The sequence below is a fragment of the Oceanimonas sp. CAM02 genome, assembly GCF_032842915.1.
In the GTDB taxonomy this organism is placed as follows: domain Bacteria; phylum Pseudomonadota; class Gammaproteobacteria; order Enterobacterales; family Aeromonadaceae; genus Oceanimonas; species Oceanimonas smirnovii.
This window is the reverse complement of the sequence record NZ_JAWJBK010000029.1, coordinates 185,895-201,019: the sequence shown is the minus strand read 5'-3', so window position 1 is coordinate 201,019 and position 15,125 is coordinate 185,895. Positions and strand designations below refer to the sequence as shown.

The following is a 15,125-nucleotide window of genomic DNA, read 5'->3' as shown; positions in this document are numbered from 1 at the left end:
CAGCTACGCGGCGTCGGCTACTATACCTGATGTAACTATCAGATTTCCATTAACTCTTTCTCTTTGGCAGCCAGTGCATCGTCTACCTGCTTGATAAAAGTATCGGTGATTTTCTGAACATCATCCTGACCACGACGCTCGTCGTCTTCAGAGATTTCCTTGTCTTTCAGCAACGCTTTAAGGCTGTTATTGGCATCGCGACGAATATTGCGAATAGCCACACGGCCCTGTTCGGCTTCATTGCGCACTACCTTGATCAGATCCTTGCGGCGCTCTTCGGTCAGCGGCGGCAGCGGAATGCGGATCATGGCACCGGCGCTGGACGGGTTCAGGCCCAGATCAGACATCATGATGGCCTTCTCAACAGCCTGAATCATGGAGCGGTCAAACACGGTCACTGCCAGAGTGCGGGAATCTTCGGTAGTGATGTTGGCCAGCTGATTCAACGGCGTGGAAGCACCGTAGTAATCCACATAAATGGTGTCGAGCAGGCTGGGGTGAGCACGACCGGTGCGCACCTTGTTCATCTGGGATTTCAGCGCTTCGACGCTTTTTTCCATGCGGGTCTTGGCGTCGGTTTTAATGTCGTTTATCACGGTCGTTATCCTTTTTTGTGAGTGAGGGGTGAGGGGTCAGGCGTGAAGCGAAAGACGCAAACCCACCAGCAATGGCTGTCGGGTTCGTGTTTTATTCCTCACTCTTCTCCCCTTACTCCTTACAAAATATCAAAGCTTGTTACTGATCAGAGTGCCTTCGGTTTCACCCATAACAGCACGACGCAGCGCGCCCGGCTTATTCATGTTAAATACACGAATAGGCAGGTTATGGTCCCGTGCCAGCGTAAAGGCAGCCAGGTCCATGACCTTAAGCTCACGGTCGAGCACATCATCATAACCCAGATGATGGTACAGCTCGGCATCGGGATTTTTGACCGGATCCTCACTGAACACACCGTCTACCTTGGTGGCCTTGAGCACCACATCGGCTTCAATTTCAATACCGCGCAGGCAAGCGGCAGAGTCGGTGGTAAAGAAGGGGTTGCCGGTGCCGGCAGAGAAGATCACTACCCGGCCCTTGCGCAGCAGACTGATGGCATCGGCCCAGTTGTAGCTGTCGCACACGCCTTCAAGGGTAATGGCAGACATCAGACGGGCATTCACATAAGCACGGTGCAAAGCATCGCGCATGGCCAGACCATTCATCACGGTGGCCAACATACCCATGTGGTCGCCCACCACGCGGTTCATGCCCGCTTTGGCCAGGCCCGCACCACGGAACAGGTTACCGCCGCCAATCACCAGGCCGACCTGAACACCCAGCTCAACCAGTTCCTTGATTTCCTGAGCCATACGCTCCAGTACGGCAGGATCAATGCCAAAGCCTTCTTCACCCTGCAGGGCTTCGCCGCTGAGCTTGAGAAGAATGCGTCTGTATGCGGGTTTCGGATTGGTACTCATGCTTTCTATTCCTGGTCATAGAAAGACCGCGACGGAATGTCGCGGTCTGAATAGCATTAAAAAAGCAGGGAATTAACCCTTGGAAGCGGCGATCTGAGCCTGAACTTCGGCAGCGAAGTCTTCTTCTTTACGCTCGATGCCTTCACCCACTTCAAAGCGGATAAAGCCCTGAGCGTCGGCACCTTTCTGCTTGAGCAGGTCGCCAACAGAAACAGACGGATCCTTAACAAAAGGCTGGCCGGTCAGAGAGATCTCACCGGTGAATTTCTTCATGCGGCCTTCAACCATTTTCTCGGCAATTTCTTTCGGCTTGCCGGAGTTAACAGCGATTTCAACCTGAATTTCGCGCTCTTTGGCAACCACTTCTTCAGAAACGTCTTCGGGCTTGACGAACTGCGGGCTGGAAGCAGCCACGTGCATGGCCACGTCTTTGGCCAGCTCTTCGTCGCCACCCTGCAGGTTGGCGATAACGCCGATGCGGGTGCCGTGCAGATAAGTCACTACATTGTCGCCTTCTACCAGAGCAACACGGCGCAGGCTCATGTTCTCACCGATCTTGGCGATCAGGTTGGTCAGGGCGGTTTCAACGGTTTCGCCGTTGGCCAGAGTGGCGGCTTTCAGAGTGTCTACGTCGCCAATCTTGTTGGCCAGGGCCAGCTCAACAATCTGATCACCCAGAGCCAGGAAGCTGGCATCTTTGGCAACAAAGTCGGTTTCGCTGTTCATTTCTACCAGTACGGCTACATTGCCGGCCTGACGGGCCAGAATGATACCTTCGGCAGCAATGCGGCCGGCTTTTTTGGCGGCTTTGGCCTGGCCGGATTTACGCATGTCTTCAATGGCCTGCTCGATATCACCATTGGCTTCGATCAGGGCTTTTTTACAATCCATCATGCCGGCGCCAGTGCGCTCGCGGAGTTCTTTTACCAGGGCGGCGGTAATGTTTGCCATTCGTAATGTCCTCGGTCTTGTTAAGAAAACAGGGGCACATGGCCCCTGTTAACCTATCACTTGCGTATGGTTAATAAAGGCGTGAGCAAATGCTCAGTCTTTATTATTCTTCTACGACGTAGTTGTCTTCGGCTTGTACGGCCAGATCTTGCGCGCGGGCAGCGTTAACGGCGTCGGCAGCAGCGTTCAGATACAGCTGAACGGCGCGGATGGCGTCATCGTTACCGGGAATGATGTAGTCAACGCTGTCCGGGTTGGAGTTGGTGTCTACAACAGAAACCACAGGGATGCCCAGGTTATTGGCTTCCTTGATAGCGATGTGCTCGTGATCGGCGTCGATAACGAACAGTACGTCGGGCAGACCGCCCATGTCCTTGATACCACCCAGGGACTTCTCAAGCTTTTCCATTTCACGAGTACGCATCAGCGCCTCTTTCTTGGTCAGCTTTTCAAAAGTACCGTCCTGAGCCTGCGCTTCCAGGTCTTTCAGGCGGTTGATGGACTGACGCACGGTTTTCCAGTTGGTCAGCATACCGCCCAGCCAGCGATGGTTCACATAGAACTGATCGCAGTTGGTAGCGGCTTCTTTAACGGCTTCAGAAGCTGCGCGCTTGGTACCAACAAACAGGATTTTACCTTTCTTGGAGGCCACGTTACCCAGGTAGTTCAGCGCATCGTTGAACAGGGGAACGGTTTTTTCCAGGTTGATGATGTGAACCCGGTTGCTGGCGCCGAAAATGTAAGGCTTCATCTTGGGGTTCCAGAAACGGGTCTGGTGACCGAAGTGAACGCCGGCTTTCAGCATGTCGCGCATTGATACTTGTGCCATGATTTCCTCAAATATGTATTGGGTTAGGCCTCCACACATCCCATGACTCCGACCCGAAGGCACCCTGGAGCATGTGCCGATGTGTGTGTGTGTTAAAAAAGTGAATGTGGTTGCAATGCTGATTTTGATCAAACCTGCATCACGGCGCGCTTTATACCACAATTGCATGCTCCGCACCAGCATGAGCGCTGATTTCGGTGCTGGAAGTTAGCCGCCGGCAAGGGTACACTTTTGGCCCTTTCACGGGTACGCCCGCCTAACGCCGCCAGTAACAGAGACGAATATGAGCATAGTCATAAAAACCCCGGAAGAAATAGAAAAAATGCGCGTGGCCGGCCGCCTGGCCGCGGAAGTGCTGGAAATGATCGAGCCTTACATCAAGCCCGGCGTCACCACCGACGAACTCAATCAAATCTGTCACGATTATATTGTGAATGAGCAACAGGCCATTCCGGCACCACTGAACTATCATGGCTTTCCCAAATCCATCTGCACCTCGGTAAATCATGTGATCTGCCACGGTATTCCCTCAGACAAAAAGCTGAAAGACGGTGATATTCTGAATATCGACATTACTGTGATCAAAGACGGCTATCACGGTGATACCTCCAAAATGTTTACCGTGGGCAAGCCCAGCATCATGGCCGAGCGTCTGTGCCGGGTCACTCAGGAGTGCATGGAGATCGGCATTAAAATGGTGAAGGACGGGGTACACCTGGGTGACATCGGTGCCGCCATTCAGAAGCATGCCGAGGCCCATAACTATTCGGTAGTGCGGGAATACTGCGGCCACGGCATTGGTGCCGAGTTTCATGAAGAGCCTCAGGTGCTGCACTATGGCAAGGCCGGTACCGGTGAAGTGCTGAGGGCGGGCATGTGCCTGACCATTGAGCCCATGATTAACGTGGGCAAACGCCACAGCAAGATGCTGGCCGACGGCTGGACAGTGGTGACCAAGGACCGCAGCCTGTCGGCCCAGTATGAGCACACCATTCTGGTGACCGACACCGGATGTGAAGTGCTGACCCTGCGCAAAGACGATAACCTGGAGCGGATCATAACCGCTTAACCGCGATGCGAAGCAGCAGCGCGGTTGCGCTCCGCCGACACGCTTCGGTGGATGCCACTCACCAGTAAAGCCTGCTGCGAACATTCACTGGATGTTCGGTCAGGCTTTACTGATTCGTCACGGCGAGTAAGCTCGCCCCATGGACGCTCGGCAAATGCATCTGCCCGCCAAGGATGGCGGAAATGCCGAAAATGCAGGAGCAACTTTTCGGCCATGACATTTGACGGTCGGCTACGGCAATCCCCGCTGCTGCTTCGTGAAATATTGGTGTCGCTTGTTGGAATAACAGCCAACATTTTCCAACTCCCTGCTCCCCATTCCCTATTCCCTGAATCACTCCCATGAAACCCAAGTCTATACGCCTCCCTGCCCGCCGCCCCCGCAAGCCGGCACCGAAACAGCCGTCGGGCCCGCCGGTGACTTTATTGCTGAACAAGCCCTACATGGTGCTGTGCCAGTTTACCGACGGCAACGGTCGCGAGACCCTGGCCGATTACGTGGACGTACCCGGTGTGTATGCCGCCGGCCGGCTGGATCGCGACAGCGAGGGCCTGCTGGTGCTGACCAACGACGGCGCGCTCAATGCCCGCCTGACCCAGCCCGGACGCAAGACCGCCAAAACCTATTGGGTACAGGTGGAAGGTGACCCCAGCGAAGCCGATCTCGATAAACTGCGCCAGGGCGTTACGCTGAAGGACGGCCCCACCCTGCCGGCACAAGTCAGGCGCATGGACGAGCCGGCGGTCTGGCCGCGCAACCCGCCCATTCGCGAGCGCCAGCACATTCCCACCACCTGGCTGGAAATCAAGATCACCGAGGGACGCAACCGCCAGGTGCGGCGCATGACCGCCCATATCGGTTTTCCTACCCTGCGGCTGATACGCTACGCCGTGGGCAACTGGACCCTGGACAGCCTGCAACCCGGGCAATGGAGAAAAGTTTGATGAGTCATGCGGTAACCCTGGCGGTAATAGTGCGCGCCGGTGAACGGTTTTTAATGGTGGAAGAGTGGCAGCAGGGCCAAGTGATGTTCAACCAGCCCGCCGGCCACCTCGAAGCCGGCGAAAACCTGCTCGATGGCGCCAAACGTGAACTACGGGAAGAAACCGGCCTGGAGTTGCCCCTTGAAGAGGCGGTGGGCGTATACCAGTACACGGCACCGGACAACGGCAAGCACTTTGTGCGTTTTACCTTCTGCACCGAAGTGGCCGAGCCACTGCCAACAAACCCGCAGGACCCCGACGGCGACATTATTCGCTGCCACTGGCTGACGCTGGCTGAAATTGAAGCCCTCGGCAAACAACTGCGCAGCCCGCTGATCCTCGCCTCTCTGCGGGATTACCTGGCGGGCGAGCGGTTTCCAATCTCGGCGCTTAAAGGCTGGGACTAGGGACTGGGGATTAGGGAGTCGACTCCCTATCCACCATTCCCCAGTCCCTATTCCCTGCTCCCTCAAAGAAAGCTCCCTCCCCCTCACGGCATTTGTCTGGTAAAATAGCGCCCGTTTTGCAATCGGGTAATGGGCGTTATGAGCGATAACAGTCAGGTTAAAGTGATTGTCGGCATGTCCGGCGGTGTGGATTCTTCCGTTTCAGCCTATCTGCTGCAACAGCAGGGCTATCAGGTGGAAGGCCTGTTCATGAAAAACTGGGAAGAAGACGACACCGACGAATACTGCTCTGCGGCAGAAGATCTGCGCGATGCTCAGGCGGTGTGTGACAAGCTCGGCATTGAACTGCACACCATCAACTTTGCCGCCGAATACTGGGACAATGTGTTCGAGCACTTTCTGGCGGAATACAAGGCCGGCCGCACGCCTAACCCGGATATCCTTTGCAATAAAGAAATCAAGTTCAAGGCGTTTCTGGAATTTGCCGCCGAGGATCTGGGGGCCGATTACATTGCCACCGGTCACTATGTGCGCCGCAGCTTTGACGATGAGCCCAGACTGCTGCGCGGCATTGACGGCAACAAGGATCAGAGTTACTTCCTTTACACTCTGAGTTCTCAGCAGGTAGCCAAAAGCCTGTTTCCGGTGGGCGAGCTGGAAAAGCCCGAGGTGCGCCGCATTGCCGAGCAGCTGGAGCTGGTTACCGCCAAGAAAAAAGACTCCACCGGCATCTGCTTTATCGGCGAGCGCAAGTTTACCGACTTTCTGGCCCGCTACCTGCCCGCTCAGCCGGGCAATATTGAAACCGTAAACGGCGAGGTGATTGGCCAGCATCAGGGCCTGATGTATCACACCCTTGGCCAGCGCAAGGGCCTTGGCATCGGCGGTCTGAAAAACGCCGGTGATGAGCCCTGGTACGTAGTGGACAAGGAAGTGGAGCGCAATGTGCTGGTGGTGGCTCAGGGAGATCATCCACGGCTCTATTCCGACGGACTGATTGCCCGTCAGCTGCACTGGGTGGATCGTCAGCCCCTTACCGCCCCCCTGCGCTGCACGGTAAAAACCCGTTACCGCCAGACCGACATTCCCTGCACCATTACGCCGGTAGACGCCGACACCATTCGCGTGACCTTTGATGAGCCTCAGGCCGCGGTCACCCCGGGTCAGTCGGCGGTGTTCTACAGCGGCGAGGTGTGCCTGGGGGGCGGCATTATTGAAACCCGATTCAACAAGGATCAAGCGTGAGTCATAGTCTGGAAAATCAAACCCTGGCCTTTGCCGGCATCTGTCAGGCCGCCCGTCTGGTGCAACAGGTGGCCCGTGAGGGCAGAATTGACGATAAGGATGTGCTGGCCACCACCCTGAACAGCATTATGGTGACCGACGCCGAGCAGTCGGCCGATATTTATGGCGGCCATGAAAACCTGCGCCTTGGTTATCAGACCCTGATTGAACAGCTGAACGGCGACAGCAACAAAAAAGATGCCGAGCTCACCCGCTATCTGGTGGGTGTGGTAGCACTGGAGCGCAAACTGGCCAAGCGGCGGGATCTGATGTCGATGCTGGGTGAGCGCATCAGCCAGGTCAAGCGCCAGCTGCATCACTTTGAGTTGCTCGACGAGCAGGTGCTGGCCAACCTGGCCGGCATTTACAGTGATATTGTCAGCCCCATAGGCCCCCGTATTCAGGTGGCGGGCAACCCAAGCCACCTGCAACAGCCCATGGTACAGCACCAAATTCGTGCCCTGCTGCTGGCGGGCATTCGCAGTGCCGTGCTGTGGCGGCAACTGGGCGGCAAGCGCCGGCATATTCTGTTTTCCCGCAAGCGGCTGGTGGCTCAGGCCCAGGCGGCATTGCGTTATTAATCTTTATTACCCCCCAACCTTCAGGAGTTTCAGTTGATGGAATTGTCAGCATTAACGGCCATTTCCCCGGTCGATGGCCGTTACGGCAGCAAAACCGAGGCGCTGCGCGCTATTTTTTCCGAGTTTGGTCTGTTGCGTTTTCGCGTGGAAGTGGAAGTGCGCTGGCTGCAGGCGCTGGCCGCCGAGCCGGCCATTGCCGAAGTGCCCGCCTTCTCTGATGAAGCCAACGCCCTGCTCGACGCCATAGTAGCCAACTTCAATGAAGCTGACGGTCAGCGCATCAAGGACATTGAGCGCACCACCAACCACGACGTAAAAGCCGTGGAATACTTCCTGAAGGAAAAAGTAGAAACCCTGCCCGAGCTGGCTGCAGTGAGCGAGTTTATTCACTTTGCCTGCACCAGTGAAGACATCAACAACAACGCCCATGCCCTGATGCTGAGAGCCGGCCGCGATGATGTGGTGGTGCCTTATTGCCAGCAGCTGGTGGATGAAGTGAAGCGCCTCGCCGCTCAGTATCGTGACCTGCCCATGCTGAGCCGTACTCATGGTCAGCCCGCCTCGCCCACTACCCTGGGCAAGGAAATGGCCAACGTGGCCTACCGCCTGGAGCGTCAGCTCAAGCAGATCAAGGGCATTGAACTGCTGGCCAAGATCAACGGTGCCGTGGGCAACTATAACGCGCATATCTCCGCCTATCCGGAAGTGGACTGGCACGCCTTTTCCGAGCAATACGTCACCGGTCTGGGCCTGACCTGGAACCCCTACACCACCCAGATTGAACCCCACGACTACATTGCCGAGCTGTTTGATGCGGTGGCCCGTTTCAACACCATACTGCTCGACTTTGACCGGGACGTATGGGGTTATATCTCTGTGGGTTACTTCAAGCAGAAAACCGTGGCCGGCGAAATCGGCTCCAGCACCATGCCGCACAAGGTGAACCCCATCGATTTTGAAAACTCCGAGGGCAACCTGGGGCTGGCCAATGCCATCTTCAACCACCTGGCCGCCAAGCTGCCGGTGTCCCGCTGGCAGCGCGACCTGACCGACAGCACGGTACTGCGCAACCTGGGTGTGGCCGTGGGCTACTCGCTGATCGCTTATCAAGCCACTCTGAAGGGCATCAGCAAGCTGGAAGCCAACCCGGACGCGCTGGCCGCCGATCTGGATCAGAACTGGGAAGTACTGGCCGAGCCGGTACAAACCGTGATGCGCCGCTACGGTATTGAAAAGCCCTACGAGAAGCTGAAAGAGCTGACCCGGGGCAAGCGGGTAGATGGTGCCGGCATGCGCGCCTTTATCGACACGCTGGAACTGCCCGAGTCGGTGAAAGACGAGCTCAAGCAACTGACCCCCGCCAACTACATCGGCCGCGCGGTTAAACTGACTGACGAGCTGAAGTAATACCAATTAAATTAAGCAAGTGCTCTGGTTCGACCCTGTTGTAGCTGCCACTTTAGTCGGCAGGGCCTGTGCAACAGGCCTGGAAGACACAGTAGTCTGCAGGATTGCGCCTGCTGAAGCGGCACCTACCGCTCAGATACAGAATGAGTAAATGTTTAATCCGATTGGTATAACACGCAAAGGCCCGGTTAAAACCGGGCCTACAACATACAAGGGTGCCCCCCCTGCTTCGCCCCACTTCACAGATTTGCTCTCCCAACTCCCCCGCCCGTGCGGCAACCCACAAAAACCGCACTTCCCCTTCGCTTTTTTTCATTTCATTTCATTACCATGCCCGTCAGTCAGCCACGACGGGAGCCAAAGCCTGATGAACAGCCGCACGGGAGAAATGGCGCATATTGTTATGCGCGGATTTGACGCCTTTCACCGCTATTTTCTGGTGATCACTCAAGGTGCCAGAAGCCGTTTTGAAACCCAGGACTGGAGCGGTGTGCAGCTGGCGTCACGACGACGCATCTGGTTGTATGATGAATACGTCAATAACACAGTACGTGCCGTGCTCGACTATAACCGGGGACCACTGCGCCATCAGGAACTGAAAGCGCTCAAGCAGGCCTTTAACGATTTGCTGATCACTCACCCCAATGCCGATATGGCCGAATCTTTTTACAATTCGGTATACCGGCGTTCTACCCGCCATCGCAGCATTCGTGCCGAAAACCTTTATATTCACCCTTTTGCACCTCACCCCGGCGAGCAGGATCTCTCATCATGCACCTGGCGTTACAGCATAGCCCCGGGTCAGCTCACGCACACTCTGGGGTCTTTGCTGACACGGCTGAAGCTGGATATTCCTTTTGTTCAACTCGAACAGGGCCTGGCCCAGGCTGAACAAAGGCTGGCCGAACAAGGGCTGGCAGAAACCCCTCTTGAGCTGACAGTGATTAACTCCCTGTTCTATCGCAACAAAGGGGCTTATCTGATTGGCCGGCTGGAACGCCCCGAAGGCCCTTCACCTTTTATTATTCCGCTGATACATGGCCATGGCGGTCTGATACTGGATGCGCTGCTGCTCAGCCACGATGATGCATCCATTCTGTTTGGCTTTGCCCGGGCTTATTTTATGGTGTGGTGCCCGCAGCCCTCATTGCTGGTGCAATTTCTGCGCCCTCTGCTGCCCAACAAGTCGGACTATGAAATCTACAATGCCATCGGCTGGCAGAAACATGGCAAAACCATTTTTTACCGGGACTTTTTGCAGCACCTGCAACATTCACGGGACCAATTTATGCTGGCCAAAGGCATTAAGGGCATGGTGATGTGCGTGTTTACCCTGCCCTCCTATGATGTGGTGTTCAAGGTCATTAAAGACCACTTTACTCCGCCCAAAACCGTAGATCGTGATACTGTCAAGGCAAAATACCGGCTGGTAAAACAGCATGACAGAGTGGGCCGAATGGCTGACACCATGGAGTTTACCAACTTTGAATTGCCCCTTAACCGCATCAGCCCCGAGCTGCTTGATGAGCTGCAAAGGGAGGTCCCTTCGTTATTAACCATTAAAGATGACCGGTTAATCATTCATCATCTGTATACCGAGCGGCGCATGACGCCTCTTAACCTCTATCTGGATCAGGCAGAAGGAGAGCAACTGAGTGATGCGCTTGAAGAATACGCCAATGCACTCAAGCAGCTGGCGGCGGCCAATATCTTTCCCGGTGACATGCTGTTCAAGAACTTTGGTGTTACCCGTCATGGCCGGGTAATTTTCTATGACTATGATGAAATCGCCTATATGACAGAATGTCATTTTCGCGACATTCCCAGAACCGACCATCTTCAGGATCAGCTCAGTCCTGAGCCCTGGTACTCGGTAGGACCCAGTGATGTATTCCCGGAGGAGTTTAAAACCTTTCTGCTCTATAACCCCCGTATTCGTGCTGCCTTTAACGAACAGCATATGGAGTTATTCAGCGCACAGTACTGGCGACAGTTGCAACGCAACATTGAGCAGGGACGAGTAGCAGATATATTTCCTTACCGCCGGCGGCAGCGGTTTAAATATAAGGATGGTGAGGAGTGAGGTGATCTCCTCACTCCTCACACAAACATCAAAGCTGTGGATGGCTCAGGGGTTCGCGGGAAATCAGAACACCGTTAAGATCGGAGTAAACGTAGTCACCCGGCTGAATGGTGACACCTGCAAAAGTGACCGGCACGTCTACCACGCCTTCGCCGCGCTTCTCGGAGCGGACAGGGCAGGCCGCCAGCGCCTTGATCCCCAGAGAAAGTCCCCCAAGCGTGCCGGCATCGCGAATGGCACCATGAATAACAATGCCTTCCCAGCCATTTTCCAGCGCTTTTTCAGCCAGCATATCGCCCATCAACGCGCAACGCAGCAGGCCGCCACCGTCCACGACCAATACCTTACCGGTACCGGGCTGAGCAACCAGCTCCCTGACCCGGGAGTTGTCTTCATAGCAACGTACCGTGACCGCCTGCCCCCAGAACAGCGGACTGGCACCAAAATCGCGGAAGATGGGATCCAACACTTTTACTTTATCTGCATGTTCATCACACAGATCCGGCAACAAATCGAGCATGTGTCCTCCGTTATCAATACAGGCTCAGACCTGAGCCCCGGGCTGCAGAGTGTAACAGTTCGCTAAAAAAACAGCAGTTTTGTTAAATTGATGCTTGACCTGGATCAAACCAGGCCATAAAACAATTTAACAATATCCGCCGCAAACTGTTGTTATGCCCCTGTTAACTGTTAAAATAACATCAAACTATTAAAAGGACCTCTGTTCTTCCCGTTTTCTAATCTGTTGGGTATGACGCAGCAACTGCATGGGATGCATATAAAAAATAATAACTGCACTGTGGTCCAGGCGGGCCGTTTTCGCTTGATATCGTAAGTTTGTTACACAAAAAACGGACAACTCAGCCTTCGCTGCTATCACAGTGCCGATGACAGTATTTTTACATTCAGAGAACAGGTAAGCTCATGCAGACTCCACACATTCTTATCGTTGAAGACGAACTGGTCACCCGCAATACCCTTAAAGGCATTTTTGAGGCAGAAGGCTACGCTGTACTGGAAGCCACCGATGGCGAAGAGATGTACAAAGCCCTGTCCAGCCATAAGGTGAACCTGGTCATTATGGACATCAACCTGCCCGGCAAGAACGGTCTGCTGCTGGCCCGTGAGCTTCGCGAGCAACACAATCTGGCGCTGATGTTCCTCACTGGTCGTGATAACGAAGTCGACAAGATCCTGGGCCTTGAAATCGGCGCCGACGACTACATTACCAAGCCCTTTAACCCTCGCGAGCTGACCATTCGTGCCCGTAATCTGCTGGGTCGTACCATGCAGGCTCCCGATGCTCAGGAAGATGACAAGCAGGTAGAAGCCTATCGCTTCAACGGCTGGACTCTGGACATCAACAGCCGTGCATTACTCAGCCCCAACGGTGAAGTGTTCAAGCTGCCGCGCAGTGAATTTCGTGCCATGGTGCATTTCTGTGAGCATCCGGGCCAGATCCAGAGCCGTGCCGAGCTGCTGAAGAAAATGACCGGCCGTGAGCTCAAGCCTCACGATCGCACCGTGGACGTCACCATTCGCCGCATTCGCAAGCATTTTGAGTCGGTGCCCGACACTCCTGAAATCATCGCCACTATTCACGGCGAAGGCTACCGCTTCTGCGGCGAGCTGGAAGGGTAAACGCCCGTCATGCCGGGTCTTGATCCGGCATTCTGAATTCCGGCTCAGGGCCGGAATATGAAAAGCCAGCCCACACACCGAAAAAAATACCGGCCAGATGGCCGGTATTTTTTGCAGATAAAGCCTTACAGCACGTTAACGGCATTCAGCTCACGGAACGCCTGCTCAAGGCGGGCGATCATGCTGAGCTGACCTTCACGCAGCCAGACACGGGGGTCGTAATACTTTTTGTTGGGCTTGTCGTCGCCGTCCGGATTGCCTATCTGCCCCTGCAAATAGGCTTCCTTTTCCTTGTAGTAATTCATCACGCCGGCCCAGGTGGCCCACTGAGTATCGGTGTCGATGTTCATCTTGATCACACCGTACTCGATGGATTCCTTAATCTCTTCCGCAGAAGAGCCGGAGCCGCCATGGAACACGAAGTTCAGAGACTTGGGTGCCAGGCCAAACTTTTCCGAGACGAACTTCTGGGAGTTATCCAGAATTTTCGGGGTCAGCTTGACGTTACCGGGCTTGTACACACCGTGCACGTTGCCAAAAGACGCGGCAATGGTGAACTTGTCACTGATGGCACTCAGCTTCTCATAGGCATAAGCCACGTCTTCCGGCTGGGTGTACAGCAAAGAGCTGTCCATGCCGGTATTATCAACGCCGTCTTCTTCACCACCGGTGCAGCCCAGCTCAATTTCCAGGGTCATGCCAATCTTGCTCATACGCGCCAGATACTGAGCACAGATCTCGATATTTTCTTCCAGGCTCTCTTCAGAGAGATCAATCATATGAGAGCTGAACAGCGGCTTGCCGGTTTCGGCAAAGTGTTTTTCGCCGGCGTCAAGCAGGCCGTCAATCCAGGGCAGCAGTTTTTTGGCGGCGTGGTCAGTGTGCAGTATCACCGGCACACCATAGGCTTCAGCGACCGCATGCACATGACGGGCACCGGAAATGGCACCCAGAATGGCAGCCTGATGGCCTTCCATCTTAAGCCCCTTACCGGCGAAGTAGGCGGCACCGCCATTGGAGAACTGCACAATCACCGGTGATTGAACCTTGGCTGCAGCTTCAATGACAGCGTTAACCGAGTCGGTACCCACAACGTTAACCGCCGGCAGGGCAAATTTACCGGCCTTGGCGATTTCAAAAATCTTCTGCATGTCATCGCCGCTGACTACACCCGGCTTGACCACATCGGAAATCTTCTGAGACATTATCTTGCTCCTGTAAGCTTGCTTACGGCCGGAGTAACCAGCCGCAGTAGTAAATAAGAGTTAGCTCTGAGCACGTTGCTCCAGAACAGCCACCGCCGGCAGAGTCTTGCCTTCTACAAACTCAAGAAAAGCACCGCCACCGGTGGAAATGTAAGATACCTTGTCCTTGATCCCAAACTTGTCGATGGCCGCCAGAGTATCGCCGCCACCGGCAATGGAAAAGGCATCGCTCTCGGCAATGGCGTTGGCCACGACTTCGGTGCCGTGAGCAAACTGATCAAACTCAAACACACCCACCGGGCCGTTCCACAGAATGGTTTTGGCTTCTTTCAGGATCCTGGCCAGGGCGTCGGCAGAGTCGGGGCCAAGATCAAAAATCATATCGTCGGCTTCCACTTCGTTAACCGGCTTGACAGCAGCATCGGCCTGCTCGGAAAACTCGGTGCCCACCACAACATCAGTGGCCAGAGGAATGGCACATTCGGCTGCCAGCTTTCTGGCGGTATCGAGCAAGTCGGGCTCATAGAGTGATTTACCCACATCATGGCCGGCCGCCGCAATAAAGGTATTGGCAATACCGCCTCCCACTACCAGCTGATCGGCCACCTTGGACAATGACTCCAGTACGGTCAGTTTGGTAGATACCTTGGAGCCGCCTACTATGGCCACCATGGGCCGGGCGGGCTTATCCATGGCCTTGGCCAGGGCCTCCAGCTCGGCAGACAGCAGCGGACCGGCACAGGCCACGGGGGCGTATTTGGCAACACCATGAGTAGAAGCCTGGGCACGATGTGCTGTTCCAAACGCATCCATCACAAAGACATCACAGAGCGCAGCATACTGGCGCGCCAGGGTCTCATCGTCTTTTTTCTCGCCTTTGTTAAAGCGCACATTTTCCAGTACCACCAGCTCGCCCTCAGCAATATCGAGGCCATTCAGGTAATCACTGGCCAGCCGCACCGGCACAGACAGTTTGCCAGCCAGGTAGTCCACCACCGGTTGCAGAGAGAACTCGTCGGCAAACTCACCTTCAGTGGGGCGTCCCAGATGCGACGTCACCATCACCTTGGCGCCCTTGGCCAGGGCTGCTTCAATCGTGGGCAGAGAAGCGAGAATACGGGCATCTGAGCCGACTTTGCCGTTTTTTACCGGCACGTTCAGGTCAGCACGGATCAGTACCCGCTTGCCGGACAGGCTGAGTTCATTCATTTTGATGACAGACATATTA

General features: G+C 55.1%; 14 protein-coding genes and 1 pseudogene. 8 read left to right on the top strand and 7 right to left on the bottom strand.

What is annotated here, in order from left to right; all coding sequences use genetic code 11:
* Positions 1-38 precede the first annotated feature (38 nt).
* The 4 genes from frr to rpsB form a co-directional block, all read right to left on the bottom strand.
* A complete protein-coding gene (gene frr, locus R0I78_RS10225) occupies positions 39-596 on the bottom strand; it encodes a ribosome recycling factor (protein ID WP_317075241.1) in 558 nt (185 codons plus the stop codon).
* Positions 597-725: 129 nt separating this feature from the next.
* Positions 726-1,457: a UMP kinase gene (pyrH, locus tag R0I78_RS10220; protein WP_014293058.1), complete on the bottom strand. Its 732-nt coding sequence runs from the start codon at positions 1,455-1,457 to the stop codon at positions 726-728.
* Between the two features lie 72 nt (positions 1,458-1,529).
* On the bottom strand, positions 1,530-2,408 hold the full coding sequence (gene tsf, locus R0I78_RS10215; RefSeq protein ID WP_019934221.1) for a translation elongation factor Ts: 879 nt from the start codon (positions 2,406-2,408) through the stop codon (positions 1,530-1,532).
* Between the two features lie 103 nt (positions 2,409-2,511).
* Complete coding sequence (gene rpsB / locus R0I78_RS10210; protein WP_019934222.1) at positions 2,512-3,237, bottom strand: 30S ribosomal protein S2; 726 nt, start codon at positions 3,235-3,237, stop codon at positions 2,512-2,514.
* A gap of 283 nt (positions 3,238-3,520) precedes the next feature.
* On the opposite strand from rpsB, the gene map reads away from it, so the two are divergent.
* From map to aceK, 7 genes and pseudogenes are all read left to right on the top strand, one after another.
* Entirely contained in the window at positions 3,521-4,306 is a 786-nt protein-coding gene (gene map, locus R0I78_RS10205) for a type I methionyl aminopeptidase (protein WP_317075240.1), read from the top strand.
* A gap of 341 nt (positions 4,307-4,647) precedes the next feature.
* Positions 4,648-5,241, top strand: a pseudogene (locus R0I78_RS10200) (pseudouridine synthase); the annotation flags it as partial.
* Between the two features lie 8 nt (positions 5,242-5,249).
* The gene (locus tag R0I78_RS10195; RefSeq protein WP_317075239.1) at positions 5,250-5,696 is read left to right on the top strand and encodes an NUDIX hydrolase; all 447 of its coding nucleotides are present in this window, start codon (positions 5,250-5,252) and stop codon (positions 5,694-5,696) included.
* A gap of 138 nt (positions 5,697-5,834) precedes the next feature.
* Complete coding sequence (gene mnmA / locus R0I78_RS10190) at positions 5,835-6,941, top strand: tRNA 2-thiouridine(34) synthase MnmA (protein WP_317075238.1); 1,107 nt, start codon at positions 5,835-5,837, stop codon at positions 6,939-6,941.
* Positions 6,938-7,561, top strand: a complete 624-nt coding sequence (gene hflD / locus R0I78_RS10185; RefSeq protein WP_317075237.1) for a high frequency lysogenization protein HflD — start codon at positions 6,938-6,940, stop codon at positions 7,559-7,561. Before mnmA ends, hflD begins: the two co-directional genes overlap by 4 nt.
* Positions 7,562-7,597: 36 nt before the next feature.
* Entirely contained in the window at positions 7,598-8,968 is a 1,371-nt protein-coding gene (purB, locus tag R0I78_RS10180; protein ID WP_317075236.1) for an adenylosuccinate lyase, read from the top strand.
* Positions 8,969-9,335: 367 nt separating this feature from the next.
* Positions 9,336-11,051, top strand: a complete 1,716-nt coding sequence (gene aceK / locus R0I78_RS10175) for a bifunctional isocitrate dehydrogenase kinase/phosphatase (RefSeq protein ID WP_317075235.1) — start codon at positions 9,336-9,338, stop codon at positions 11,049-11,051.
* A gap of 28 nt (positions 11,052-11,079) precedes the next feature.
* Here the strand turns inward: aceK and R0I78_RS10170 are convergent, their stop codons facing one another.
* The gene (locus R0I78_RS10170; protein WP_317075234.1) at positions 11,080-11,571 is read right to left on the bottom strand and encodes a putative 4-hydroxy-4-methyl-2-oxoglutarate aldolase; all 492 of its coding nucleotides are present in this window, start codon (positions 11,569-11,571) and stop codon (positions 11,080-11,082) included.
* 404 nt (positions 11,572-11,975) lie between these two features.
* On the opposite strand from R0I78_RS10170, the gene arcA reads away from it, so the two are divergent.
* Positions 11,976-12,692: a two-component system response regulator ArcA gene (gene arcA / locus R0I78_RS10165; RefSeq protein ID WP_019934231.1), complete on the top strand. Its 717-nt coding sequence runs from the start codon at positions 11,976-11,978 to the stop codon at positions 12,690-12,692.
* Positions 12,693-12,817: 125 nt separating this feature from the next.
* Here the strand turns inward: arcA and fbaA are convergent, their stop codons facing one another.
* Both fbaA and R0I78_RS10155 read right to left on the bottom strand, forming a co-directional pair.
* Positions 12,818-13,897, bottom strand: coding sequence for a class II fructose-bisphosphate aldolase (gene fbaA, locus R0I78_RS10160; protein ID WP_019934232.1), 1,080 nt, complete (start codon positions 13,895-13,897; stop codon positions 12,818-12,820).
* Positions 13,898-13,957: 60 nt separating this feature from the next.
* The gene (locus R0I78_RS10155; RefSeq protein ID WP_317075233.1) at positions 13,958-15,121 is read right to left on the bottom strand and encodes a phosphoglycerate kinase; all 1,164 of its coding nucleotides are present in this window, start codon (positions 15,119-15,121) and stop codon (positions 13,958-13,960) included.
* Between the last annotated feature and the right edge of the window lie 4 nt (positions 15,122-15,125).